At 68.4% G+C, this 25652-nt stretch carries 23 protein-coding genes, 4 pseudogenes and 1 other annotated feature; of the genes and pseudogenes, 8 read left to right on the forward strand and 19 right to left on the reverse strand.

Features of this window, described 5'->3' with window-relative positions:
- Positions 1 to 110: 110 nt before the first annotated feature.
- Positions 111 to 1520 carry an IS1380 family transposase gene (locus tag XF36_RS28865; RefSeq protein ID WP_060711311.1) on the reverse strand — a complete coding sequence of 470 codons (1410 nt, stop codon included), beginning with the start codon at positions 1518 to 1520 and terminating at the stop codon, positions 111 to 113.
- Positions 1521 to 1815: 295 nt separating this feature from the next.
- On the opposite strand from XF36_RS28865, the gene XF36_RS28870 reads away from it, so the two are divergent.
- Positions 1816 to 2589 carry an HARBI1 family protein gene (locus tag XF36_RS28870; protein ID WP_060715196.1) on the forward strand — a complete coding sequence of 258 codons (774 nt, stop codon included), beginning with the start codon at positions 1816 to 1818 and terminating at the stop codon, positions 2587 to 2589.
- 27 nt (positions 2590 to 2616) lie between these two features.
- A pseudogene (locus tag XF36_RS32055) lies at positions 2617 to 2772 on the forward strand (IS256 family transposase); the annotation flags it as partial.
- Positions 2773 to 3028: 256 nt separating this feature from the next.
- Here the strand turns inward: XF36_RS32055 and XF36_RS28875 are convergent.
- A complete protein-coding gene (locus tag XF36_RS28875; RefSeq protein ID WP_060715127.1) occupies positions 3029 to 3757 on the reverse strand; it encodes an ISAs1 family transposase in 729 nt (242 codons plus the stop codon).
- 71 nt (positions 3758 to 3828) lie between these two features.
- Between XF36_RS28875 and XF36_RS28885 the strand changes: the two genes are divergently transcribed.
- A protein-coding gene (locus XF36_RS28885; protein ID WP_145981319.1) for an IS3 family transposase occupies positions 3829 to 5126 on the forward strand; the annotation gives its coding sequence in 2 pieces (ribosomal slippage) (positions 3829 to 4102 and positions 4102 to 5126; 1299 coding nt in all).
- On the opposite strand, the gene XF36_RS28890 is transcribed toward XF36_RS28885, so the two are convergent.
- From XF36_RS28890 to XF36_RS28920, 6 genes and pseudogenes are all read right to left on the reverse strand, one after another.
- A complete protein-coding gene (locus tag XF36_RS28890) occupies positions 5096 to 5506 on the reverse strand; it encodes a transposase family protein (RefSeq protein ID WP_060715128.1) in 411 nt (136 codons plus the stop codon). The genes XF36_RS28885 and XF36_RS28890 overlap by 31 nt on opposite strands.
- A gap of 146 nt (positions 5507 to 5652) precedes the next feature.
- A pseudogene (locus tag XF36_RS34710) lies at positions 5653 to 6211 on the reverse strand (IS3 family transposase); the annotation flags it as partial.
- A gap of 47 nt (positions 6212 to 6258) precedes the next feature.
- On the reverse strand, positions 6259 to 8154 hold the full coding sequence (locus tag XF36_RS28905) for an FAD-dependent monooxygenase (protein ID WP_060715130.1): 1896 nt from the start codon (positions 8152 to 8154) through the stop codon (positions 6259 to 6261).
- 89 nt (positions 8155 to 8243) lie between these two features.
- A complete protein-coding gene (locus XF36_RS28910) occupies positions 8244 to 9152 on the reverse strand; it encodes a zinc-binding dehydrogenase (protein WP_238589386.1) in 909 nt (302 codons plus the stop codon).
- Between the two features lie 77 nt (positions 9153 to 9229).
- Positions 9230 to 11242, reverse strand: coding sequence for an MFS transporter (locus tag XF36_RS28915; protein ID WP_060715131.1), 2013 nt, complete (start codon positions 11240 to 11242; stop codon positions 9230 to 9232).
- Between the two features lie 189 nt (positions 11243 to 11431).
- Positions 11432 to 12202: an IclR family transcriptional regulator gene (locus tag XF36_RS28920; RefSeq protein ID WP_060715132.1), complete on the reverse strand. Its 771-nt coding sequence runs from the start codon at positions 12200 to 12202 to the stop codon at positions 11432 to 11434.
- Positions 12203 to 12368: 166 nt separating this feature from the next.
- Between XF36_RS28920 and XF36_RS28925 the strand changes: the two genes are divergently transcribed.
- Positions 12369 to 12617: a hypothetical protein gene (locus XF36_RS28925; RefSeq protein ID WP_060715133.1), complete on the forward strand. Its 249-nt coding sequence runs from the start codon at positions 12369 to 12371 to the stop codon at positions 12615 to 12617.
- 121 nt (positions 12618 to 12738) lie between these two features.
- Positions 12739 to 13522: pseudogene (locus tag XF36_RS28930) on the forward strand (transposase family protein).
- Positions 13523 to 13622: 100 nt separating this feature from the next.
- Here XF36_RS28930 and XF36_RS28935 read toward each other — a convergent pair.
- The 6 genes from XF36_RS28935 to XF36_RS28960 all read right to left on the reverse strand — a co-directional run bounded on the left by XF36_RS28935 (position 13623) and on the right by XF36_RS28960 (position 19161).
- Positions 13623 to 14774: a DUF418 domain-containing protein gene (locus XF36_RS28935; protein ID WP_060715134.1), complete on the reverse strand. Its 1152-nt coding sequence runs from the start codon at positions 14772 to 14774 to the stop codon at positions 13623 to 13625.
- A gap of 71 nt (positions 14775 to 14845) precedes the next feature.
- On the reverse strand, positions 14846 to 16219 hold the full coding sequence (locus XF36_RS28940) for a S1C family serine protease (protein WP_238589387.1): 1374 nt from the start codon (positions 16217 to 16219) through the stop codon (positions 14846 to 14848).
- 258 nt (positions 16220 to 16477) lie between these two features.
- Entirely contained in the window at positions 16478 to 17734 is a 1257-nt protein-coding gene (locus XF36_RS28945) for an IS256 family transposase (protein WP_060711586.1), read from the reverse strand.
- A gap of 59 nt (positions 17735 to 17793) precedes the next feature.
- Complete coding sequence (locus tag XF36_RS28950) at positions 17794 to 18132, reverse strand: hypothetical protein (protein WP_060715135.1); 339 nt, start codon at positions 18130 to 18132, stop codon at positions 17794 to 17796.
- Between the two features lie 287 nt (positions 18133 to 18419).
- Complete coding sequence (locus XF36_RS32060; RefSeq protein ID WP_145981697.1) at positions 18420 to 18656, reverse strand: hypothetical protein; 237 nt, start codon at positions 18654 to 18656, stop codon at positions 18420 to 18422.
- A gap of 106 nt (positions 18657 to 18762) precedes the next feature.
- Positions 18763 to 19161: a sensor histidine kinase gene (locus tag XF36_RS28960; protein ID WP_060715137.1), complete on the reverse strand. Its 399-nt coding sequence runs from the start codon at positions 19159 to 19161 to the stop codon at positions 18763 to 18765.
- 135 nt (positions 19162 to 19296) lie between these two features.
- Between XF36_RS28960 and XF36_RS28970 the strand changes: the two genes are divergently transcribed.
- A protein-coding gene (locus XF36_RS28970; protein ID WP_238588955.1) for an IS3 family transposase occupies positions 19297 to 20543 on the forward strand; the annotation gives its coding sequence in 2 pieces (ribosomal slippage) (positions 19297 to 19579 and positions 19579 to 20543; 1248 coding nt in all).
- Positions 19578 to 19706 (forward strand) — a sequence feature (AL1L pseudoknot). It overlaps the preceding gene by 129 nt.
- 29 nt (positions 20544 to 20572) lie before the next feature.
- Here the strand turns inward: XF36_RS28970 and XF36_RS28975 are convergent.
- The 5 genes and pseudogenes from XF36_RS28975 to XF36_RS28995 form a co-directional block, all read right to left on the reverse strand.
- Positions 20573 to 21142: pseudogene (locus XF36_RS28975) on the reverse strand (leucine zipper domain-containing protein); the annotation flags it as partial.
- An 89-nt stretch (positions 21143 to 21231) separates the two neighbouring features.
- Entirely contained in the window at positions 21232 to 21474 is a 243-nt protein-coding gene (locus XF36_RS28980; RefSeq protein ID WP_060715138.1) for a hypothetical protein, read from the reverse strand.
- Positions 21464 to 22156, reverse strand: a complete 693-nt coding sequence (locus XF36_RS28985) for a response regulator transcription factor (protein ID WP_060715200.1) — start codon at positions 22154 to 22156, stop codon at positions 21464 to 21466. Before XF36_RS28985 ends, XF36_RS28980 begins: the two co-directional genes overlap by 11 nt.
- Before the next feature lie 463 nt (positions 22157 to 22619).
- Complete coding sequence (locus XF36_RS28990; RefSeq protein WP_060713329.1) at positions 22620 to 24029, reverse strand: IS1380 family transposase; 1410 nt, start codon at positions 24027 to 24029, stop codon at positions 22620 to 22622.
- A gap of 121 nt (positions 24030 to 24150) precedes the next feature.
- A complete protein-coding gene (locus XF36_RS28995; protein ID WP_082375956.1) occupies positions 24151 to 24357 on the reverse strand; it encodes a hypothetical protein in 207 nt (68 codons plus the stop codon).
- Here XF36_RS28995 and XF36_RS35900 point away from each other — a divergent pair.
- Together XF36_RS35900 and XF36_RS29005 are read left to right on the forward strand one after the other, a co-directional pair.
- Positions 24351 to 25151 carry a GntR family transcriptional regulator gene (locus XF36_RS35900; protein WP_082375957.1) on the forward strand — a complete coding sequence of 267 codons (801 nt, stop codon included), beginning with the start codon at positions 24351 to 24353 and terminating at the stop codon, positions 25149 to 25151. The two genes, XF36_RS28995 and XF36_RS35900, sit on opposite strands and share 7 nt — an antisense overlap.
- Positions 25142 to 25633: an RrF2 family transcriptional regulator gene (locus tag XF36_RS29005; protein ID WP_060715141.1), complete on the forward strand. Its 492-nt coding sequence runs from the start codon at positions 25142 to 25144 to the stop codon at positions 25631 to 25633. The genes XF36_RS35900 and XF36_RS29005 overlap by 10 nt, the downstream gene beginning before the upstream one ends.
- Positions 25634 to 25652: the final 19 nt, after the last annotated feature.

The raw sequence follows: 25652 nt of genomic DNA on the forward strand, positions 1-25652 counted from the left end.
GCGGGGCCTGATTGTGCCCGTTGGGTGTGACAGTTCGGCCGAGGTCGCTCGGGGCGCCGGGTCCACGGGTCCGGTCGGTTTCCTGGGTCGTCGCGACGGAGGGTTCGTGCTCAGCCGGGAACAGCGAGCGTGCGCAGCCGGGCGAGGCCGTCGCAGAGCAGTTCGGCCCAGGGTGCGTGCGCAGGCAGGTGCAGCACGGTTCGGCGGGCGTGACGGGCTCGCTGGGCGGGCATCGAGAACAGCCGCAGCCGGAGTCGTTTCGGCTCCCAACGGCGTGCCGGGTGCCCGGTGTAGGCGAGCATCTGCGCCCAGGCGGTGACCTCGCAGGCGAGCGCGACCACGGCCTGCCAGATCCGGTTCTGGTCGAGCTCGTGCAGTGGCAGGTTCGTGAGCCCGGTGTCCTTCGCCGCGCGGATGCGGTCCTCGGCGCGGGCGCGGCGGCGGTGTCGCAGCTCGAGGTCGGCGAGTTGGCGGCCGGGGCCGCCGGGGCGGGTGTTGGTGGCGAACGCGGTGTAGCGCAACCCGTCCCGGTCGATGAACCGCAGCTGCGCGCCCGGGTGTGGGCGTTCGCGGCGCACGATCACCCGCATCCCGTCCGGCCAGGTCCCCAGGTTCATCAAGCCGGTGGCCTCGATGACCCACGCGCCCGGGCGGGGCTCACGGTCGGCGTCGAGCGCGGTCTGCCAGTCCGCAGCCGGGAGAGCGGCGAGCTGGTCGACCAGTTCCTGGGTGAGGCTGAACCCGACCGAGTAGGACAGGCGCTGCCCGGTCAGCCAGTCGAGGAGCTCGTGGGAGGCGCCGGCACCGTCGATGCGGATCAGTACCTTCCGCCCGGGACGGTTGCCGGGTTTGTGGTCGGGGAGCTGGCGCAGGGCGGCGCGGATGACGGTGACGTGATCGGCGGCGGTGTTCGACCCCGCATTGCCCGGCCGCAGCAGCGCCGCGAGAGGCTCTCCGGTTCCGGCCGCGCCGTGGTCGCAGAACGCCCACAACGGATGGTGGCCGAAGCCCTTCTTGAACGTCGGTGCGGCGCCCTGCTTGTCGGAGTGGGCGGTGACCAGGGTGGCGTCCACGTCGATGACCAGCGGTTTCGCTGCGTTCGTCTGGTGGTCGGGGGCTGCGGGCCCGGCCAGTGCCCACGCCTTCGCCCGTGCTGCGGCGCGGGCGGTGTCGATCGCGGCCAACGCCGCGGCACCGTCGGCGGCGAGGCGGTCGACCGTGCGTGAGACCGTCGGGTCCGACGCCACCAGACCGAACAGGGTGGGCTCGGCACGCAGCAGGGCGATGTCGGACAGGCAGTCCCCGCCCGCGGCGAGGGTGAGCGCGAGGTCGAGCAGAACCTTCGCCGGGTCGTGCACCGCCAGCCGCGGCCGCCACGGCTCCAGCCCAACCGACAGGGCTCGGTCCAGGCCGACCTTGGCGATGGTCTCGGTCAGCAGCCGCGTCCCGGCGTGAGACACCACCGTCGTCGCAGCCGTGTCGATGTCCGGGCACGGGTAGAACCCGATAGCCTTCTTCACCTGGAGGGTGCTCCTGCCTGCGCGACGATAAGGACTTCAGCAATCCCCATCTTCGCTGGTCAGTGGCACCCTCCAGCCCACTGACACGCCCTACTCGGCGAACCGCGATGAAAGCCCCAGGGTAGTGGGGAGCGGCTGGCGGCGACACGCCGGGGGCGTGGAGGTGCTCAACGAGGGTGCGGGACCCCGGTAGAAGAGGTCGGTCCGCTCAAAGATCGACTCACCACCGAGGTCCCGCGTGCCCGATCCTGTCACCTACACCGCCGTGCTCCCGATCGGGGAGCCCACCGCGTCCATGTTGTCGCGGCTGTTGGCCGAGGAACGCCTCCGGCGCGGGACTCGCAGCGGGCGTCGGGCGCTGGACTGTGACCGCCACGCGGTGCTGGTGCTGCGCTGGTTCCTCGACGCGACCCGGGTCGCCCAGCTCGCCACCGACAACCAACTGAGCCTGTCGAGTACCTACCGCTACCTGCACGAAGGCATCGACGTCCTGGCCGCCGCCGCGCCTGGACTGCCCGGCGCGCTGCTCGCGGCCCGCACCGCCGGGCACACCCACGTTCACCTCGACGGCACCGTGATCCACACTGACCGCTCCCGCACTCCCGGACCGACCCCGGGAGTGGATCTGTGGTGGTCGGGTAAGCACCACGTCCACGGCGGGAACGTTCAGGTCCTCACCGCGCCTGACGGGTGGCCGTTGTGGACCTCCCCGGTGCGCCCGGGCCGCGAGCACGACACCACCTGCGCCCGCGGTCACCCCGGCCTGCTCGACGCGATCGAGGACTGGACCGACGACACCCACGTCGTGCTCGCCGACCTCGGCTACGACGGTGAGAACACCCGCCTGACCTGCCCGTTCAAGACCCCCACCGGCGGCGGACTGTCGGTGGACAAACGCACCGTCAACACGCTGCACTCCGCCGTCAGGGCTGTGGCCGAACGCGGGAACTCCCTGCTCAAGACCACCTTCAAGGCGCTACGCCGGGTCAGCTTCTGCCCCTGGCGGATCGGCGCGATCACCGCCGCCGCGCTCGTCCTGCTCCACGTCGAGCACGACCGAACCACATGATCAACCAGCACCTACTGGGAAAGGCTCACTGAGCAGGCTGCGATGAAATGCTTGTATCTTGTGACTCGCAGCCTGGACCCGACCGGGACGGGCCGCACGAGGTGGACGATGCGTTGGAAGCCCGTGATCAACGCGTTCGCCATCACGTTCGGTGACCGCTGGCCGGGAGCCGAGACCTACTGAGCAACGACGCCGAAACACCGATCACGAGACAGGCCCTCTCTGGCTGGTTGGGGCTCGCCAGCTCGGCGTCTGCACCCACACAACCAGGCCCCTGAGCTGCCGGAACGGCAGGTTGAAAAAGGCTCAGTAACTTAGCGGGGTGTGTCGCTGCCCTGTAGGTCTCTGGCTGGTTGCCGGGTCGCCTGGTCACTGAGGTGTTCTCAGAGCGTGTTTGAGAAGATCAGGTTGTAGGCGTGAACCCAGGGTCCCGGCAAAGTCACGTGATCTTGTAGGTGTGCAGGGCCCGGGAGGCGTCGCGGGCGTGGTGGCGCAGTGCGGCGGCGATGTTGGTGACCCCGTCCAGGCGTAGCGCGGTGATGGCCAGGTTCCGCAGCGCGGCCATGGTCTGTGGCCCGGCGCCGGTACGCACTGCTGATCGGTCCTCGTCGAAGGAGACATCGCGGACCCAGTGCAGCCGGTTCTCGATGCCCCAGTGCCCGCGGATCCAGCCGGCGAGCAGCGCCGGATCAGCGTCCGCGCCGCCCAGGCTGGTGATCGCGTAGACGGTGACCACCCTCCAGCGCCCGCCGGGTCGCAGCGGGCGGCGCCGACGGATCACTCTGATCGCCTGAGCGGCGTGCGGGAAGAACTCGCCCCTGCCGTCCGGACACGGATCCAGGGCGACCACGCTGATCGTGCGGGTCTCGATCCGGCCGTGTCCACGAGCGCGTTGTTGCGTGCACGGTCCGACCGCCGACCACGGGATCCGGCGCAGCCGGGCGAGCAGACCGGGCTGGTTGGCCTTGACCGTCATGACGTAGTGCCCGCCACGTTCATACAGGTAATCGGCGTGCGTGCGCTGAGTGTGCAGGGCATCTGCGGTCACGACGACGCCATGCAGGTCCAGTCCGGACAGCACGGTCACGGCGGCAGTCAGCTCCGCAGCCTTGGCCGGGACCTGGGTCTGGGCCAGCACGACGCCGCTGGCCTGATCGATCACCGACACCAGATGTGGGAGTCTGAACCGTCCCGGCTTCTCTGCCGCTCCGTTGTGAGCAGGCTGAGAGGATGGGTGTCGTGCCCAAGAAGATCGACCCAGCGGTTCGGAGCCAGGCTGTGCGTCTGGTGACCGAGCATCGTTCGGCGTACTCGACCGAGCGTGCCGTGCATGTCCAGGTCGCTGAGTCACTCGGGGTGTCGCGTGAGTCCGTGCGTCGCTGGGTGTCCCAGCACGACGTCGACACCGGCGTCGTAGCGGGCGTGACCAGCGATGACCGCGAGGAGCTGCGGCGGTTGCGGGCGGAGAACAAGCGCCTGCGCGAGGTCAACGAGGTCCTCAAGTCGGCGACGATTTTCTTCGTGGGGGAGCTCGACCCCCGAAACCGCTGATCGTCGCGTTCGTCGATCAGATGCGGGCTGCTGGTCATGCCGTCGAGTCGATCCTTGCTGCCCTCAACACCCTGGGGCTCACGATCGCGGCACGAACCTTGCGGGCCTGGTGCGCTCGGACCGGCACCAGGAACGGCGCCGCCGGCCGGGTCGCGGCCCGGACCGTCACCGACGCCCTGGTCGAAGACGCCGTCCGTGCGGCGGCGTTCACCACCAACCGCGCCGGCGAACCGGTGCTGGCCCCAGAGGGACTTTATGGGCGTCGCAAGATGCTGGCCCTGATCCGTCGAACGGTGCTGCCCGAGGCTGGGTTCGGAGCGGTCGACCGGGCGATGCGCTCGGTGGGGCTGGCCGGAGTGGTCCGCGGGAAACGGCCGCGCACGACCATCCCGGACTCGACCGCCCAGCGGGCCGCTGATCTGCTCGACCGCAACTTCACCGCCTCAGCACCCGACAGCAAGTGGGTCACCGACTTCACCTACGTGCGCACGTATCAGTCGTTCACCTACGTGGCGTTCATCGTGGACTGCTTCTCGCAGAAGATCGTGGGCTGGCACGCCGCGCTCACTCGTGACGTCGAGCTGGTGGACGTGCCGTTACGGATGGCGCTGTGGCGACGTGCCCACGAGGGCAAAGCCGTGGCCCGGGACCAGCTGATCTGCCATTCCGATGCCGGGTCGCAATATACGAGTCTGCGGTTCACCGAGCACCTGCACCTCGAGGGCATACAGCCCTCGGTCGGCAGCGTCGGCGACGCCTACGACAACGCCCTGATGGAGACCATCAACGGCCTCTACAAGGCCGAATGCATCCGCACCCGAGTCTTCCACGACGGCCCCTACCGCACGATCGCCGACGTCGAGTACGCCACCGCCAGCTGGGTCGAGTGGTACAACAACCGCCGACTGCACTCAAGTCTGGGCATGATCAGCCCCACCGAGTTCGAGGCAGCCCACTACGCTGACACAGAACCATCGGCCAGATGATCACTGGCCACCAAACCACCGGCAGTAAAGCCGGGACGGTTCAGTCCGTCGGGGGTACGGGCGCCGCGCACGGTCTTGCCGTCCAGTGCCCAGACCGGTCGCTGTTCTCGACGGGGCCGATCGACACCGGTCGGTCGTGTACCCAGCTGCGCGCTGGTCCAGGACCCCCGGGCTGCTTCCAGCGCGGCGGGATCGAGCTGCTGGAGCAGCCGGCGGATCGTCGACTCGTGTGGTACCACCAGCGCCGCGTGTTCCGGGTCGATGGCGAGCCGGTCGGCGAGTTCGACCAGCACGCCGGGGCCGACGTCACGGGCGTGTTCGGCGATCGCGGTGAACGAGCGGGCACCGGCCAGCACCGCGCACGCAGCCAGCACCAGCACCGGCAACAGGGCATGACGGACTCCGCGAGCTCGTCGCGGGTCGGGCACTGCCCGACGTTGTCCGTGGCTTCTTCCGTGATCCATCGCTGGCCTACATCAGCGGATGATCAGTCCGCTCGCCAACTTTCCCTTTGGTACCGATACCCCATGACCCGCCCGACCCGCTTGTGGTTGACCCGCTCGGCGCCAGGCTGGTCGTTGAGCTCGGCGGTGATCCGCGGACGCCCACACGTGCGGTCGCCGTCGTGCACGACCCGGATCCTGGCCGCGAGAGCGGCGTCGGCGGCGGCGCGGGCGGCCCGGCCAGGGGCCGCCTTCTGCCAGGCGTAGAAGGAGGAACGTCGCACGTCGAGTAGTGCGCACAACCGCTTCACCGTCCAGCCCGGGCGCGGGCTGGAGGTCGTGTCGTGGTGGTCGGCGACGAACTGGAAGCGGGTCACCAGTTCGTCTCGCCGGCGAAATACTTGGCCGCCTGGCGCAGGATCTCGCGTTCGGTCTCGAGCTTGGTCTTCTCCGTCCGCAACGCCTTGTTCTCCGCCTCCAGACGGGCCAGGCGCTGTTCGGACGTCTCATCGGCAACCGGAGCCGCGCCGGGCCTCTCCCGCGGCGGACGGGCCGACCGCGGGCTACGGGTGCGGGTGCCGTCCGGGTGCCCAGGTTGTCCAGCCACAACGCGAGGGTGGTGCGCTCGACGCCCAGATCGTCGTCGTCGGTCAGGCCGAGCGATTTTCTGGTGTCCTCCTCGACTCCGCCTACCCGAATACCTCGCCAGCCTCCTGGAGCGCGCTGTCGAAGAAGTCATCGAGCGCGTTCGGGGCGTCGAGCGGTACGACGTGCGCGATGTACTGGTCCGGGCGCACGAGTACGGCACACCCGGCATCCCGGTCGACGCCGCGAAGGTCGAACACGTCCCCTCGGACGGGATCGGGGCAGAACGCCTTCTCGTGGTCGAGGAGGCCCCACCGCCCCTTCCGCGGACGCAGGAACGGCGGCAGCTCATCGGTCTCGACGTCGTGGTGGTGCTGCTGGAGGACACCCCGCACATCGAGCATGGAGTCCGGCGCGGCACCGCGCGGAGTGAACCGCCGCACGAGCTCCTCCACCCGGACCCCGAACGCGGCGAAGGCTCCGCCCGGCGCCACGCCCGCGCGGTCGGCGAACACGTACAGCCGCCATGCCCCGTCCGCCCGGGCGATGTGCCCGAGGTGCACGGGTTTCGCGTCGGCTAGACGAACCACGGGTGCCGAGTGGAACCGGGTGCCGACCTCGAATCCGGTGGCAAGGTGCTGTGCGGGGGTCGCGGCGGTGATCATCGACGGCGCGTAGCGGACCCCCATACCCGCGGTGTAGCGGCCCTGCTCGCGGAAGTAGCGCTGAAACTTCTCCGGGTCGGCGTCGGGCGCCGTGCTGAACAGGGTGGCGAACTCCCGGTCGAAGTCGATCAGCTGCTGGGCAACCCCCTGCCGTTCCGCCGAGTAGGTCCGGAGCAGCTCCGGTCGCGCACGCCCGCGGAGAACCGCACCCAGCTTCCAGCCGAGGTTCCACGCGTCGGCCATCGACACGTTCATGCCCTGCCCCGCCTTAGCACTGTGGGTGTGACACGCGTCCCCCGCGATGAACACTCGGGGCAGCGACTCCGGCTCGGCCTTCGGCACGTTGTCGAAGCGGGAACACAACCGCTGCCCGATCTCGTAGACTGACCACCAGCCGACGTCGTGCACCGTCACCGCGTACGGGTGCAGGATCCGGTTGGCCACGGCCGCCAGCTTTTCCGGGGTGACGGTGCGGTCGCGCAGCATGTCCCGGTCCCGCTCGTTGTCCAGCTCGATGTAGAGCCGCACGAGGTGGCCGCCCTCACGGGGGATGACGAGGATGCTCCCCTCGTCCGCGGACTGCACCGCACACTTGAGCCTGATGTCGGGGAAGTTAGTGTCGACCAGCACGTCCATCACCCCCCACGAGGTGTCGGTCGTGTCACCCTCCAGGCTCAGGCCTAGCGCGGAACGCGTGCTGCTGCGCGAGCCGTCGCACCCCACGACGTAGCGCGCGTGGATCGTCGAGATCTCGCCCGTCTCGACTCCGTCGACGACGTGGGCGAGGGTCGCCACGACGGGGTGCTCCGGGTCGTCGTCCACCTCGACCGTGGACAGGTGGAGTCCGTAGTAGGGTTCGGTCCGTCGAGCCGAGCGCGCCAGATAATCCCGCAGGTAGGCGAGCAACCGCGCCTGATTGACGACCATGTGTGGCATCTCGGACAGCCCCTCCTCGACGTCCGGGATGCGCCCGGTACGGACGATCCGTCCGGGTTCGTCGGGGGACGGGCGCCAGAACGCGACCTCGTTGACCTGGTAGCCTTCGCCAATGAGCCGGTCGGCGATGCCGAACGCCTCGAACATCTCCACCGTGCGGCAGGCGACCCCGTCAGCCTGGCCGACCTCGATGGGGCCATCCCTACGATCGACGACAACCGTGTCGATCTCGGCGAACGCGGCCAGCTGGGCCGCCAGCACGAGACCCGCGGGCCCAGCGCCGACGACCAGCACGTCGGTCGAGGTGGGCGGTGTCGACGGACGGGTAGAGGCTGCGGGGTGCGCAGTCTCTACGAACGGGTCCCCCGGTCGGTAGCCGTCGATGTAGAACTGGGCCATCACTGCTCCTGAGGTGATCGTCCGGCGTCGCGGACGGGTGTCGGTCTGCTCGATGCGACTGTCTGCTCCGCTGGGTGGGGACGCAGATCTTACAGCCGGACGAGGATCCGGCCGCGCACCGAGCCCTCCTCCATGACGGTGTGGGCCTTTGCCGCGTCCGCGAGGGTGAACGTCGCGCCGATCCGGCTCCGCAGCGAGTCGGCTGCGAGTGCGGCGTTGATCCGCGCCGCCGCGTCCGCGAGATCGGGGACCGAGGCGTTGCTGATCGCGAATCCCCGCAGGCTCGTGTCTCGGAGGTAGAGCTGTCCGATGGGAATGGTGGGTGTGGCGCGCAGACCCGACATCACGACGACTCGCCCGCGGAGTCGCAGGAGCGGCAGGGACAGCGCGAAGTCGTTCTGCCCGCTGTTGTCCCACCACACGTCGAATCCGCCGGGCGCGGCCGCGAGGAGACGATCGGTGAGGTCGTCGGCGTCGTACGGGAGGACAGCGTCCGCGCCCAGCGCCGTGCACCAGTCCTCGTCCTCCCGGGCCGCGGTCGCCACCACCCGGGCACCCGCGGCGACCGCGAGCTGGACGACCGCTCCGCCGACCGCTCCGCCGGCGCCCGCCACGAACACTGTCTCCCCAGCCCCGAGGGCGGCCTCGCGGAACAAGCCGATCGCCGCCGTCGCCCCGGCGTGGACGACCGGCGCGACATCGTCGGGCGACACCCCGTCCGGGACAGGATAGACCCGGTCGACGGTGACCGTGACGTACTCGGAGTAGGTCCCCTGGCGACCGTCGTACCCCGCGCTGTTGCACCAGACCCGATCACCGACGGCGAAGGTCGACACGGCGTCGCCCGCGTCGACCACCGTCCCGACGACGTCTCGTCCGATGACGAAGGGGAACGGGGTGCGCGTCCGGTAGGCGCCGGAGCGCACGAAGAGGTCGACGTGGTTGACGGTGCTGGCCGCCGCCTCGATCACGACGTCCGTCGGGCCGGGCCGAGCCACCGGGAGCCTCCCGATCTCAATGCGCTCCGCCCCACCCGTCGCTGTGATGAAGGCGGCTCGCATGCTCTTGGGGATCGTCACCGGTCCGTCGCCTTCGCTGCCGGCGGTGGCCCGAGCGGAACCTCGGCGAGGGTCGTCCGGTAGCGCTCCTCCCATCCGGCGGTGAGGGCGCTCTGCTCGGCGTTGCCCGAGGTATAGGCCGGGGACAGGACGGGACGAACCCGATCCACCTTTACCAGCACCACCTCGTTCGCCGGATAGCCGGGTCCATTGAGGTCGAGCAGCCAGGCGTTGAGCCAGTCGTACTCGGGCGAGCCCGGACCGGCAAAGCTCGCCTCGCCCTTGAAGCGATACCCGCGGCGGCTGAACACGTCGAGGACGTTGATCTCGATCCGAGGGTCACGGCGCAGGTTCGCCACGGTGGTCGGGGAGCCGATGTCCATGAAGACGAGGTGCTCGTCGTCGTAGACACGCAACGAGCCCTTCGGCGAGAGGTTTGGGGACCCGTCCTCGCAGACCGTGGCGGCGAAGGCGAGCCACGCTCGCGCGACGACGTTCCGCATGTCCTGATCGATAATTGCCATGGTTCTCTCCTTCATCAGTGGCGCGAGTGACCGCGGTCTAGTACTGCAACGGCACTCGCTCGTTTCCGCAGGCCAACGACTCGTGGGACGTAGCGGTGGCGAGTGCTCGAAGTGCCCAGCCCAGCTCGATGAGCAGGTGATCGGCGAGCTCCCAGGACTGAGAGCCACTCGGCGTCTCGTCGAGTGCCGTTGCAGTACTAACGGCGCCGTCGTCGTTGCCCAGGGCGTCCGCCGTGTCGGGGCCAGGCGCCGCATGGCCGCCGAGGTCGGCGTCTTTGGTCTCGGGGCCGAGCGCGGCACCCGCGACCACCATAAGGCCGCCGAGCGCCAGGAACACCAGGGGTCAAACCCGTAGGGCATGACCGACGAGAGGCCGGCCTGGTAGAATGACGGGATGATCACCTCGGTGGTGTAGCCGAGCCCGTAGGCGCTGGACCGGACGCCGACGTGGAAGCGCTCGATGATGTAGGTGCTCACCACCGCGTAGATCGAGACCACGACGAGGACGAGGAGCACCACCACCACGACACCCACCGCGCCGACTCCGCGAATCTGGCCACTCGCGATCAGCCAGAACAGCAGAGGGGACGCCGCCGCGATCGAGAACCCGCTGGTCAGCAGGAAGGGCTTACGGCCGATGCGCTGCGAGAGTGCTCCCGCACCTACGTAACCCGCAGCAAGCACCGCATAGGCGACGACGAGGACCAGAGTGGACTGAACGCTGGTGAGCCCGGCCGCCGAGCGCAGGACGCCGGGAAGGACCGCGCCGATCATGTTGAACACGAGCCATACACCGGACATCAGGACGAAGACCTGAAGGAAGCCGCGCAGGTTGCGGCCGCTCATCAGTTCGGCGAGTGGCGAACGCTCCGGGCGCTTGCCCTTCTCCTGCGTCCACGCATCGGACTCGTCGACGTTGCGCGCGTACCAGACCGCCCGGCCCACGGCGAGCAGGGCGCCGATGACGAAGGGGATCCGCCAGCCCCACAGGACGTACGGCGAGTCCGGCCCGCACGCGGGGATGACCAGCAGGATCCCGAGGGTCAACAGGGCGATGGCGCAGTACGCCAGCGGGAAGCCGGTCATGATGACCGCGCCGTTGATGCCCCGCCGGTCGCGTGGGCTCTGCTCCAACGCCAGCGGCGTGGCCACCGTGTACTGCCCACCCAGGTAGATCCCGTCGATGAACCGGAGGGCCACCAGCAGGACGACCGCGCTCACCCCGAGAGTGCCGTAGCCGGGGAGCAGGGCGATCGCGAGCGTGCACAGCCCGAACCCGTAGAGCGAGATGATCGTGACCCGCCGACGGCCGTGCCGATCAGCGAGGTGGCCGAAGACGAGCGCGCCCAGCGGGCGACCGAGCAGCGTGGCGACGAAGATCGCCGCAGTGATGATCCGGGTCGTCGACTCGGATATGCCGGCGGACAGTCCGACCTGGGCCCCGAGTCGGGCCTTCCGGGCCTGTCCGGGATCGCGAGCCGGGCTGGGCGAGGGGGACTCCGCCATTGGGGCCACTCCGGTCTGAGAGGGAAGGTTCGTGGAGCGGCGCCGGCTACACCGGCGCGCTCGTCGAGAGCGATCCCAGTAGAGACAACGAGCGCCACGGCGTAAACAGTATTCCGCTGTGAAGAATACATGCTTCGTTCCAAAATCGTCGTAGGCAGGGCGGGCATCCGGTCTTCGCCGCCAGATCACCTATGTCGTCGTCACCTCACGGGTGGCCGCGGCGGCCTCGAGATCACGAGCGATGCCGTCGGCCGTCGCCCTGATCTCCTGCACCCAGTCCGACAGCAGGTCCTTGCGGTACCGAGCGGTCGGCATGGCCAACGAGATCGCGATGGGCATCGACCCCGCCGAGACCGTGACTAGACAGCCGATCGCTGTCAAGCCCGTCTCGGTGAGCCCATCGTTCAACGCGAAACCCTGCCTGCGGATCCGGCGGATGCCACGGAGCAGCGCCTCCACGTCGTCGACTCCGGAGTCGGCGGACTCGTACAGGGCACGCAGTGCGTCCGGCGCCATCGTGGCGAGAACCGCACGTCCTCCGGAGGCGAGATGGGCGGGGAGGACTCGTCCCTCCCGATCTCCCACTCGCAGGGCCTGGTCACACTCCACGCTGGCGACGAACCGCGCCTGGTCGGCAGTGACGACGAGGAGGTTGCTGGTCTCCGAAGTCCTCGCGGTGAGGCCCTCCAGGCGCGGGAGCGCGATCCTGCGGAGTTCGGCGAGCGGCTCGGTGACGGGATGTGCACTCAGCACCGGCCCGGAAACGTAACGCCGGTCCTCGTTCTGCTCGGCGAAGTCCCGGTACACCAGCATCGAGAGCAGGCGGTGTGCGGTCGAACGGGCGACGCCGATCCGCTCCGCCGCATCCGTGACTCGCAGTGGACCCTCCTGCTGCAGGATCGTGGCGAGGCGCAGGGCGTGGTCCACCGACTCGATCCCATACGCCGGCTTGTTCTTCACAGCAGAATGATACAGCCGTAATGTGGTCGCTGAGAAGGACCCCGGCCCCGCATCCGCCTCAGCTCTCGAGGGTCGGAGTCTTCCGCGTGCTGATGGCGATGCGGTTGAACGGGTTCATCATGATGGGCTTTGACCTGCGAGTCGGAGCTACACCCGGAGGGCTGTCGTGGTCGCACCGCTGGAGTTGATCCCCCGCGCCCGGCTCGATCCCGCCAGCTATGCCCGCGCCCAAGCGGCCGCGTTCGCCGGGCACCGGCTGCGGATCGGACACTCCCGCGTCGTGCACGACGTGACCTGGCGCGACTGGCTCGGCGACCTACAGCTCCCCGTCCCCGCCTGCCACCAGAGCTGGTCCGGGCTGGCCACCACCGGCGACCTCAGCGCCACCACCGACCCGGCGAACTGCCGCAAGTGAACCCTTTCCAACCTGACAGTCACGAGGTCGGCGGGGTCGCGGCGTGGCGGCCCGGAAACTAGAAGAGCTCCTGGTAGACGAGTGATTGTCTAGATCAACTCGTTGCCCACCAGGAGCTCCGGTGCTTTCCTACCCGTCCGCGCTGTCGGTGTCCACTCGCGCGCTGATCACCTTGACCAACGCCCTTCAGCGCAGCCGCAACCAGCGCGGTACCCGCTGGCGGCGCCTCCCGATCGGTCGTCACGCCCTGCTCGCCCTGGCGCACCTGCGCAAGGGCGAGACCTACCCCGACCTCGCCGCTGGTTTCGGGGTCGGCACCACCACGGCGTTCCGCTACATCCGCGAAGCGATCGACGTCCTCGCCGCCGCGGCACCGAACCTGACCGAGGCGATCGCGGTCGCGCGGCGGAAGGCGTTCGTGATCCTCGACGGCACCTTGCTGCGGATCGACCGGGTCGCCATGGCCTCGGGGCGCGACCGCCCGTACTACTCGGGGAAGTGGAAGTGCCACGGCATGAACGTGCAGGTCATCAGCGACCCGGCCGGTCGTCTGGTCTGGGCGTCGCCGGCGTTTGCCCGGTGCGCGGCATGACATGGGTGCCGCCCGCGAACACGGGATCATCGACGCCCTCACCGTCGCCGGGGTGCAGGTGGTCGCCGACAGCGGATACCGCGGTGCCGGTGCGATGTTCCGCCTCCCACAGCGACGCCGACCCGCCGATCGCGACACCGGCGAGCGCCGACGGCCCTCACCGAGTCAGCGGGAGATCAACGCCGCCCACGCAGCGCAACGCGGCCCCGGTGAACGCGCGAACGCGATGCTCAAGAGCTGGAAGATCCGGTGCTGCCCGCAGCGGACCACCGCGCTGGTCAACGCGATCCAGACCCTCATCCTCGCTGGCTGACGCCAAGTGGAAAGAGTTCACTGACCAGTTGTCCCGAGTCAGGCCTGGCTTTGCCAACCCTCTGCTCTGGACAGCACCCGTGACCTGCTGACCTGGATGGTTACGAATCTGCCCGACGCTCACGCACGAGTAATTTGAACGAGGCCACCCAGAGGTGCTCGATCGGGCCGCGGCGACGCCAGCGAAGCCACAGCGCGGCGAACGCCAGTAGAATTCCCGAGATTGCCGCGAACACGGCATAGGTACCGAGTACCGGGTCCACAGTACGCACTACATTGCTCTGGAAAATGGTTCGTTCGAGCACGACGCCGAGGACGTTCTGGAGTAGGTAACAGCTGAGTGCCATCGTCCCGACTCGGCCGAGTGCGTGGGCGAATCGGCCGGGAGCTCGGTGCTGATAGAATTGGGCGACCGCCGCCAGGATACCGAGAGCGACCAGTGGGGCGGTACCGTAGCGGGAGTAGCTACTAAGGGTGCCGCCGTCATAAGTGCCGAGTACGAAGTCCACCGGCAGTGCGACCACCAGTCCGATGACGATGAGCCATCGGCGCAGCTGAACGCCCTCCGTCCTGAAGATCCCGGCCCGGTAGAGCTTCCCGCCGAGCAGGAACAGCGGAATCCCCATCAGCAGGATCGTGGAGAACTCAGAGTATATTGTGAAAGCGTTGCCGATATTGCGGAGGTTTGAGTTGACCAGCGACCAGTAGCCGCCGTCTTCGGTGGGGACGCGGGCGGCCCGGGACAGCTCCGGGAGCGATAGCGCCTCGCCCCTGGGGGGCACCGTGAGCGAGGATGTGAGGACGAGCACGGTCAGGTGCAGTGCGAAGAACACACTGATCAGCCACCATTGCACTCGATCGCTAGTCAGGAGCAGGAACGCGACGAGTAGGCCAGTGACCGCGTAGGCCCGTAGGACATCGAATTGGACCACAAAGACGTAGTTGATGAGTCCGTCGAGGAAGAGCAGCCCGGCGCGGACTGGGTAGGTCCCTGGCCAGGTCCGTCCGCCCCGGAGAGCGGACTGGCGCTGGATCTCCAGCCCGATCCCGAACATGATCGTCAGCAGGCCGAGGAACTTGCCGTTTGGCAGCCACTGGGAAACCTCGCCGATCCAGTCTGGGAGAAGAGGGGTGGCTGCAGAGCCGACATTGATCGTAAAGATCCAGATATTGCTGGCAAGGGTACCGACAATCGCGATCCCACGCAGCACATCCAGGGTCTCGATCCGGTCGTCACTAGACGCGTTGGGCATACCGAATCACTGGCGCGGTAGTCGGGCAATATGGGGTCCCCGCGGCTCAAGGGCCACGGGAGTCGGACTCCTCACAGGTAGCTCCTCGTGCGGAAGGGGTCGACACCGAACAGGCCGGGCCCTCTCGGGTGGTCTGGGATGCCCCAACCGGGGTTTTCAGGTGTGGTCCTGGGTCCTGTCTGCACATTCGCGGTCTCGGTGTCCTGGACGTTGCCGAGCTTTACCGGGACCTGGCGGGCGTTGCTACCGATGGTCAGTGTGACTTGCTGGCCAGGGGTGAAGTTCCCGACCCGCGCGATCAAATCCTCAAAGTCGGCGACCGGATAGTTGTCGATCTTGGTGATAACGTCGCCGGTCTTCACGCCCGCGGTCGCAGCCGGGGTCCCGGACTGGACCGTGTCGACTCGTGCGCCGCCAGCTTCACTGCTCGTTTCAGCTTTGTTGCTGGTGCTGTTCTCGGCGTGGCTGGCGGGCGACGCTGTGCCTTGAACTCCCAGTTGAGGCTTGGTCGCGACCCCGCTAGACATGAGTTCCTGAGCGACCCGCTTGGCGGTGTTCACCGGCACCGCGAAGCCGAGCCCGATCGAGCCAGGGCTACGCCCTGTTGTGGCTATCGCGGAGTTGATCCCGATGACTTGGCCGGCAAGGTTCACCAGCGGGCCGCCCGAGTTACCCCGGTTGATTGGGGCATCGGTCTGCAGCCCATTATAGACGACCCGAGTACCGCCGCCATCACCTGCGGTGACAGTCCGGTTCAAGGCCGACACGATGCCCGCGGTGACGGTACCGGACAGACCCTGCGGCGAGCCGGTGGCAACAACCTGCTGGCCGACCTGGACACTGCTGGCCTCACCGAACGTGGCGGCCTTCAGGTTCGACGCTCCTAAAAGACGGATAACAGCCAGGTCGTAGCTCGGGGAGGTACCGACGACCTTTGCACGGTAGCGGGTGCCGTCGGCGGTCGACACGCTGATCTCGCTGCCGGCGCGGGTAAGGAGGTGGTTGTTGGTGAGGACCGCGCCGTCACTGGTGAGGACCACCCCCGATCCCTCGATCGTGCCCTGAGCCGCGCGGACTCTGATGTCGACGGTGCTGGGAGCGATCGCGGCGGCTGCGCCAGCGATTGTGCCATTCCCAACCTGGGCTGAAGCGCCGGAGTTGGCGACGCTCGACAGCGGTGCCGACCCTGTCGTACCGAGGGCGGCATAGGCACCACCGAAACCGGCACCCCCACCGATCAGACAGGCAGCCACCATCACTGCGACCAGCCCGGCGCCGAAACGGCGGGGCAGCTTGAAGGCCGGTACTGGCGTCGGGGAAAGCGGATACACCGAGTTCGGCGGGCTGCCCAAGTTCTGTGTCGAGCCCGCAGGACTCGCAGAAACTTCGCGCCGCGGTGGCTGATCTGAAAACGTCTCGCAGCCGGTATCGACTCCAGATGTCACCCCCAGCTCGCCACCATCGCCATGCACAGAACAATCCCCGGGCACCCTCGGACCAGACCGATCAGAAGCCGCAGCTTCATCCCTGGTAGAGGTCCGTCCGTCAGCTCGTCTCCAGAGCCCAGCCCATACTCGGTTCATAGTCTGACTGTGCGACATGACCCTGAAACAAACCTGTGACCACACCAGAAATCTCCCGAGGACCCGGGTCAAGTCCGCTGGCGTGGTGTGTGACGACGACCGCGTGATCTTCTTGTTCGGTCAGGCGCTGAGCGCCGGGATGGTGGTGGTCGAGGTCGCCTCCTCAGCGCTGGTGGCGGTGTCGGGGATCGTGGTGACGCGGGAGCGGGCGAGGACGTCGAGGCCGAGGTAGCGGCGTCCTTCGGCCCATTCGTCGTGTTGCTCGGCCAGGACCGCGCCGACGAGGCGGATCAGGGAGTCGCGGTCGGGGAAGATCCCGACGACGTCGGTGCGGCGCCGGATCTCACGGTTCAGGCGCTCGGAGGGGTTGTTCGACCAGATCTGGCGCCACAGTTCTTTCGGGAAGCCGGTGAAGGCCAGGACGTCGGCTCGGGCGGCGTCGAGGTGCTCGGCGACCTTCGGGAGCTTGTCGGCCAAGGCGTCGAGGACCCGGTCGAACTGGGCGTGCACCGATGCGGCGTCGGGCTGGTCATAGACCGAGTGCAGCAACGCCCGCACCCACGGCCAGGACTGCTTCGGGGTCGCAGCCATCAGGTTCGCCGCGTAGTGCGTCCTGCACCTCTGCCAGGCGGCGCCGGGCAGGGTCGCCCCGATCGCGGACACCAAGCCGGCGTGGGCGTCGCTGGTGACCAGCGCGACGCCGGTCAGACCGCGGGCGGTGAGGTCGCGGAAGAACCCCAGCCAGCCGGCGCCGTCCTCGGCGGAGCTGACCTGCAGGCCGAGGATCTCCCGGTGTCCGTCGCCGTTGACCCCGGTGGCGAGCAGGGCGTGGACTGCCACGACCCGGCCGCCCTCGCGGACTTTGAGCACGAGCGCGTCGGCGGCGACGAAGGTGTAGGGGCCCTGGTCGAGCGGACGCGTCCGGAACTGCTCGACTTGGCCGTCGAGGTCCCGGGCCATCTCTGAGACCTGCGACTTCGACAACCTCGTGATGCCCAGGGAGTCGACGAGTTTCTCCATCCGCCGCGTCGAGACCCCGAGCAGGTAGCAGGTCGCGACCACCGTGGTCAGGGCCCGCTCCGCCCGGCGACGACGCTCCAGCAACCAGTCGGGGAAGTAGGAGCCGTTGCGCAGCTTGGGGATCGCCACGTCGATCGTGCCAGCGCGGGTGTCGAAGTCGCGGTGGCGGTAGCCGTTGCGGGTGTTCGTGCGAGCCTCGGAACGCTCGCCCCAGGCCGCGCCGCACACCGAGTCGGCGTCGGCGGACATCAGGGTGTTGATGAACGTGGTCAACATGTGGCACAGCAGATCCGGGCTCGCCTGGGACAGCTGCTCGTGCAGGAACTCGGTGGGGTCGATACTGGAGGGTGCGGTCATCGCGTGATCCATCTTCTGTGGGCTGTGAGAGGCGTTCAGAAGATCACGCGGTGGCCGCCCTACAGCTCGACCAGCTCGTCACCGGGCCGGTCGCACACCACCTTGGTGGACGCCACTAGGACCCGCCGGACACCCAGGGCGGCCCCGTAGCGACCGAACAAGATGACGTAGGGTCCGAACATCTCGGTTCTGCTGAGCAGATAGTCAAGCGGAAGAGCGGCCAGGAATCCGCTGCCGATGAGCCAGTACCGCAGGCGACGGTGCCCGGGCGCGAAGATGCCGATGCGGTAGAGCTTCGCGCCGAGGAGGAACGTGACCAATCCCATCAGCATAACGGTGAAGAACCCCTGGTCAGGCACGAAGCTGGATTCGATGATGTGGCTGAAGCTCGCTTGCACCTCCGACCACCAGGTGCCAGACCTCAGGTCGACCGGCAGTGTAGACCTCTCCGTCGTCGTGGCTTGTTCGTAAGCCTGGTATCCGCTATATCCGACATGTCCGAGATGGACGCCTAGGAAGAGCCCGATCAGCCACCACTGAGCCCTTTTCAACCTGCCGTTCCGGCAGCTCAGGGGCCTGGTTGTGTGGGTGCAGACGCCGAGCTAGCGAGCCGGTGACCTGTGCAGCTGTGGTCAGAGCAGTTGCGCTGCAACCTTCGCGATCTCCTGACGCAGAAGCTCGCTGGTCAGGTTGAAAAAGGCTCAGTGCCGCCCGCCTCGGCCCCCACGGACGCCGTGAAGATCCAGACATTGGAGGCCAGGGTTCCGATAATGGCGATGCCGCGCAGCACATCCAGAGCAGGCACCCGGTTCGACGCCCTGGTGACCCCCTGACCCACCACGGTGTTGCCGGCCGCGGTGTGGGTCGGGACGGCATGATCTCGCCCTGATGGTGGCACGCTGTTGGCAGCTGATTCACCCATTTCCCTGATTCTTGGCCTTCCGTGTCAACGGTGTATCAACGCCGATTCAGGTTCCGGCGCGACGAGCCACGCCACCGGTCGGGCCGCGCCAGTCGCGACGGGCCGATCAGGGATGGGCAGGGCGCGGCAACCGCAGGACGAACCTCGCCCCCGGTCGGCCGAGGGCTCCAATACCGTCACGGCCTTCGACGGTCAGGTCTCCCCCCTGCGCCCTGGCGAGCTCGCGGGAGATGGCCAATCCCAGCCCTGCCCCGCCGTCGCGGCCGCGGGCCGGGTCGGCCCGCCAGAACCGGTCGAACACCACGTCCACGTGCTCGGCCGAAATACCTGGGCCAGTATCGGCGGCGCTGAGCAGCGCCTGATCGGCGTGGGTGGACACGGCCACCGTGACCGTGCCCCCGCGCGGGGTGTGTCGGACCGCGTTGGTGAGCAGGTTGCTGATGATCTGACGGACCCGGGTGTCGTCCCCCCTCGCCAGGCACGGCTCCTGGGCCTGGATCTTCACGGTGATCCCGGCCGCCGCAGCGAGCGGTTGATGGGTGTCGCCGACCGCAGCGGCGAGGCCGGCGAGATCCAGCCGGGTGGGACTGTCTCGTCCCGGGTTTGATGGAGACCATCAAGCCTGGAGGATGATCGACCGATGGCCGCCCCGAGGAAGTACCCCGACGAGCTGCGGGAGCGAGCGATCCGGCTCGTGTTGGACGCCAAGGCCGACCCGGCGTCCGCGGGCGGGAACATCTTCAAGCGCATCGGCGAGCAGCTGGGGATCAACCCGGAGACGCTGCGGGGCTGGGTCAAGCAGGTCGAGATCGACAACGGCACCAGGCCGGGCACGACCACCGACGACGCGACCCGGCTCGCAGAGCTCGAACGTGAGGTTCGGGAGTTGCGCCGGGCGAACGCCATTCTCAAGTCGGCTTCGGCTTTCTTCGCGGCGGAGCTCGACCGCCCCAGCAGGTAGTCCTCGACTATATCGAGGAGAACAAGACACAGTTCGGGGTCGAGCCGATCTGCGCGGTGTTGAAGGACGCCGGTGTTCCGATCGCCCCGTCCACTTTCCATGCGTCGAAGAAGCGACCGCCCTCGGCGCGGGCACTCACCGACGCCGAGACTTTGAAAGAGATCGAACGGGTGCATCGCGACAACTTCAGCGTCTACGGCAGCCGGAAGGTGTGGGCGGCGTTATGTCGGGAAGGCGGAGTAGGCGGCCGCCGGGTCGCTCGCTGCACCGTGGAACGACTGATGCGCCGCAACGGGCTCCGTGGAGTGTCCCGGCTGCGTGTGCCGCGCACCACGGTCCGAGCCAAGGGCGCGGACAGGCGCCCGGACCTGGTCGAACGGGACTTCACCGCACCCGCCCAGGACCGCCTGTGGGTCGCTGACATCACCTACATCCGCACGTTCTCTGGATGGGTGTACGCGGCTTTCGTGATGGACGTGTTCTCCCGACGGATCGTGGGCTGGCAGCTCTCTCGTAACCTGTACACCGATCTCGCGCTGGACGCGCTCAACATGGGGATCTGGACCCGGCAACGGGCGGGCGCGGACCTCTCCGAGTTGATACACCATTCGGATCGCGGAGTCCAATATGTCGCCGTGCGGTACGGCGAGCGACTCGCCGAAGTCGACGCTGTGGCTTCAGTCGGGTCGGTCGGCGATTCCTACGATAATGCGATGGCGGAGGCGTTCAACTCGCTGTTCAAGGCTGAACTCGTCCGCAACCGGGGCCCGTGGCGAGGCACCGACGACCTCGAGCTGGCCGTCGCCGAGTACATCGACTGGTACAACCACCGCCGCCTACACGGCGAGCTCGGCCTGATCCCGCCCGTTGAGCACGAGGCCCTGCACGCCGTCACAGAACCCGCCCGGCAACCCGCCGGAGCGTGAGAACCGAGCCTCTATCGAACCCGGGACTTGACAGTGTGGACGAACGCTCTGCCGGTGCGCGGCTTGTAGTCGGTTCCCCTGGGCAGTCCGGGAGTGGACCGCTTGTTCAGGGCGCCTTGTCGGCGTCCGACGAAGCGGTGTCCGCCTCCGTCGGGGATGTTGCCGAACTTGGTGACGTCGACGTGGATCAACGAGCCGGGGTGTGGGTGTTCGTAGCGGCGTAGGGGCTCGCCGGTGACCCGGTCGATGTGGGAGAGCCGGTTGATCCGGCAGCGGCGCAGGACCGCGTGCACGGTCGAGGCGGCGAGAGCGAGTCGGCCGCCGATCTGTACTGGTCCGAGTCGGTGGTGCCACCGCAGTCGCACGATCTGCTTCACCAGCCTCGGCGGGGTCTTGGCCGGCATCGACCGTGGTCGGGAGCTGCGGTCGACCATCCCGGGCGGGCCCTCGGCGCGGTAGCGGTCAGCCCACTTTCGGGCGGTGCGAGGGGCGACCATGAACATTCTGGCCGCGGTGGAGCAGGTCCAGTCCTGGTCGACGATCAGACGGGCCAGCCGTAGCCGGGCACGCGGAGTCAGCGCAGCGTTAGCGTGGGTCACAAGGGCCTCCGGTTGGTGAAGCGGTTCCTAGACAGCTCCACTTCACAACCGGGGGTCCTCGCCTGTCTCAGCGACAGGCCGTCATCAGCTCAACCTGGAACAACGTCCATGGACATCACAACTAGGTCAGCCGCGCCGTCCCAGCTAGTGAGCCCGACGCCGTAGTCGATCAGCTCCTGGTGGATCATCGAGTCGTTGCTAAGCGTACGCGAGGCCTCGTCCTGTACCGCAGTCTCCACGTTGCGGGTCACCAGCCAGGCGGTCACCGCGACCAAGACGACCGACAACACTACCGTGGCCGTGGCGATCTGCGACCGGACGCTACCCAGCACCGGTCGGATCCTCGGCCAGGCGGTATCCCCGGCCTTTCATCGTCAGCAGGTACCGAGGCCGGGCCGGGTCTGGCTCCATCTTGCGTCGTATGTTGGACACGTGCATGTCGACCGTCCGCTCCATAGCCAGGTGGTCAAATCCGGCGATCGCCTCCAGAAGCTGCCGTCGCGAGTACACCCGACCCGGGCGTTGGGCCAGGGTCTCCAGCAGGGTGAACTCGCGGGCGGTCAGCTCCACCGGTTGCCCGGCCACGCGGACCGCGCACCGCTCGAGGTCGATCTGTAGCTCACCGAACTGCAGCACGGCCTCGGCCGCGCCGGCGCCGGCGCGCCGCAGAACCGCCCGCACCCTGGCCATCAGCTGGCGCGGGCTGTAGGGCTTGATCACGTAGTCGTCAGCACCCAAGTCGAACCCGAGCAGTTGGTCCTCCTCAGCCGACCGGGCAGTGATCAACATGACGGCCATCGGGTGCTCGCCGCGGACCGAACGGAGCACGTCCAGACCGTCGAGGTGAGGCATCATGACGTCGAGCAGGACCAGATCGGGCCGGCGCTGGCGGATGGCGTCGATCGCGGCCCGCCCGTCGCCGACAACGAGGACGGCGTACCCCTCCCTGACCAGGTATTCACGCAAGACGAGGGCTTGTTTGGTATCATCCTCAGCCACCAAGACCCTGGCCACCGCCCGAACCTCCACGCACCCGGCCTGCAGTGATCGTGTCGCCCCGTCGGCAACCGGCCGCCAGCTGTGCGGCCGGGCCCGCACCAGCGGCTCGGTCCCGGCCAGCGGGCCACTGCGCTGGCTATCCGACCAACCAGCTGACCACGACCAAATCCGACGATCCATAGTATCGCACCGATCAACAGTCCGATGGTCCGCCCGGTCCGCAGTCCGGCACCGCCCAGGGTGACCACGCCGAGTCCAACGACCCCCGCTCCATTTTGGGTCCAGCACCGCGACCCCCTTGGGGGTTAGCCCGGATCTTTCGTCGGGCAGTCCCGGCTTGATCGACACCGGTGCTCGTCGGTGTGGTGGCGCTGATTCTGCCTGGCGGGTGTGACAGTTCAGCCGAGGTCGCTCGGGTGGGCGCCGGTTTCCACTGGTCCGGTCGGGGTCCTGGGTCGTCGTGACGGCGGGGTCGGGCTCAGCCGGGGACGGCGAGTGCGCGCAGCCGGGCGAGGCCTTCGCAGAGCAGCCTGGCCCAGGGTGCGTGGGCGGGCAGGTGCAGGACGGTTCGGCGGGCGTGCCGGGCTCGCTGTGCGGGCTGGGAGAACAGCCGCAGCCGGAGTCGTTTCGGTTCCCAGCGCCGCGCCGGGTGGTCGGTGTAGGCGAGCATCTGCGCCCAGGCGGTGATCTCGCAGGCGAGCGCGACAACGGCCTGCCAGATCCGGTTCTGGTCGAGCTCGTGCAAGGGCAGGTTGGTCAGCCCGGTGTCCTTCGCCGCCCGGATGCGGTCCTCGGCGCGGGCCCGGCGGCGGTGTCGTAGCTCGAGGTCGGCGAGTTGGCGGCCCGCTCCACCGGGGTGTGTGTTGGTGGCGAATGCAGTGTAGCGCAACCCGTCCGGGTCGGTGATCCGTAGCTGCGCGCCGGGGTGCGGGCGCTCGCGGCGGACGATCACCCGCATCCCTTTCGGCCAGGAGGTCAAGTTCATCAGGCCGGTCGCCTCGATGACCCAGGCTCCGGGACGGGGCTCGCGGTCGGCATCGAGCGCGGTCTGCCAGTCCGTGGCCGGGAGCGCGGCGAGCTGGTCGACCAGAGCCTGGGACAGCCCGAAGCCGACTGAATAGGACAGACGCTGCCCGGCCAGCCAGTCGAGGAGCTCATGCGAGGCACCTGCGCCGTCGACCCGGATCAGAACTTTGCGGCCGGGACGGTTGCCCGGGCGGTGGTCGGGGAGCTGGCGCAGCGCCGCCCGGATGACGGTGACGTGGTCGGTGGCGGTGTTCGACCCGGCGTTCCCGGGGCGTAGCAGCGCCGCGAGAGGCTCACCGGTCCCGGCCGCGCCGTGGTCGCAGAACGCCCACAACGGATGGTGCCCGAAGCCCTTCTTGAACGTCGGTGCGGCGCCCTGCTTGTCCGAGTGGGCGGTGATCAGGGTGGCATCCACGTCGATGACCAGCGGGTTCGCCGCGTCCGTCTGGTGGTCGGGAGCGGCGGAACCGGCCAGCGCCCACACCTTCGCCCGAGCCGTGGCGCGGGCGGCATCGATCGCCGCCAACACCGCGGTCGAGTCGGCGGCGAGGCGATCTACCGTGCGGGAGACCGTCGGGTCTGAGGCCACCGGACCGAACAGAGCGGGCTCCGCACGCAACAGCGCGATGTCGGACAGGCAGTCCCCGCCGGCGGCCAGCGTCAACGCGAGATCGAGCAGGACCTTCGCCGGGTCGTGCACCGCCAACCGCGGCCGCCACGGTTCCAACGCCTGCGACAGAGCGTGGTCGAGCCCGACCTTGCCGATGGTCTCGGTCAGCAGCCTCGTCCCGGCATGCGACACCACCGCTGTCGCGGCCGTGTCGATGTCCGGGCACGAGTAGAACCCGATAGCCTTCTTCACCTGGAGGGTGCTCCTGATTCGCGCGGATACGGGACCTCAGCAATCCCCATCCTTGCTGGTCAGTGGCACCCTCCAGCCTTCTGACACGCCCCGCTCGGCGAACCGCGATGAAAGCCCCGGGTTAAGCGTGGATCACCTCCCGCGCGTACTGCGGCTTCGCCGCGTACATCGCAGCCGCCTCGGCAGCGCTGCAGCCCTGTACCGAGGCCAGCACGATCCCGGCGCGGCGCAGGCGAACACGATCGCGCGCCGTCCTAGTGATCGTGACCAGAAGCTGGGCCTCGTCAGGGTCGAGCGCGCGGGTGAACACCTCGGGCTGACGTGGCATCACCCACCTCCGCCTGCCAACTGGTCGACGAGTTCGGGGTCGGCCGCTCCTCGGCCCGCGAGGTCGTCCAGCAGCTTGCGTGTGACGGCCTGGTCGAGGTCCGGCATGGCCACGGCATCTTCGCTGCCGACCCCGGGCCCGGCCGACGAGCGGTCGCTGAGCGTCCACGACGGCATTTGCCGCGCCCGGATCACCGGGGTCTTCGAGGTCCACCGCGCGGTCGAGGCCGCCCGGCTCGCCGCGGTCCGCACCGCCCCGGAGGAGCTCGTCGCCTGCGCACGATGCTGTCCGAGCGGCGCTCGCTCCTCGGCCGGGGACGCCTGCGCCTTCGTCACCACCGACGTGCGGTTCCACCGGGCCGTCGTCGCCTCGGCCAGGACCGCCCGCTGGGCGACGTGCTCATCGAGCTCCTGGACGACCCGTCGTTGCCCGACACGACCGGCGATCACGAGGCGCTGGTCGCGGCGCTCGAGGTGCGGGACGCCGACGCCGCGGCACTGAGCCTTTTTCAACCTGACCAGCGAGCTTCTGCGTCAGGAGATCGCGAAGGTTGCAGCGCAACTGCTCTGACCACAGCTGCACAGGTCACCGGCTCGCTAGCTCGGCGTCTGCACCCACACAACCAGGCCCCTGAGCTGCCGGAACGGCAGGTTGAAAAAGGCTCACTGGCCACCACGCCGCACTTCGACCTGATCCTCCGCGTGCTCCGGACATGTGGTGCAGCACGCCGGTATGTCAACACCCAAACCTTGACATTAAGTATCCGGATTGTACGGTATAGGCCATGCGGATGAGCCAGGGCGTCGAGTGGACCCTTCACATCGTCCTAACATTGGCCTGGCTGGACGACGACCAGCCGGTCTCGGTCGGAAAGCTGGCCGCGGGACACGACCTGCCGGCGCCCTACCTCAACAAGCAGCTCCAGGTGCTGGCCAAGGCGGAGATCCTGGAGTCGGTCCCGGGATCGCGCGGCGGATTCCGGCTCGCCCGGGCCGCGTCCTCGATCACGCTGATGGACGTCGTCGCGGCCATCGAGGGCCCCCAGGAGGCCTTCCGCTGCGCGGAGATCCGCCAGCACGGTGTCGGCGCTGCTCTCCCGCGCTCCGCGTTCGGCGCACCGTGTGCGATCAGCATCTCGATGCGCCGAGCGGAGATGGCGTGGCGCCGCGAGCTCGCGAGCCGCACGATCGCCGACATCCGTGCCGAAGTCGACGAGAACGCACCTGACGCCCAGAGCCTCACCCGCAGCGCCTACGACCGTCAGCCCACCGGCTGACCGTCCCACCTGTTTCCCT

The organism is Pseudonocardia sp. HH130629-09 (assembly GCF_001294645.1).
GTDB lineage: Bacteria > Actinomycetota > Actinomycetes > Mycobacteriales > Pseudonocardiaceae > Pseudonocardia.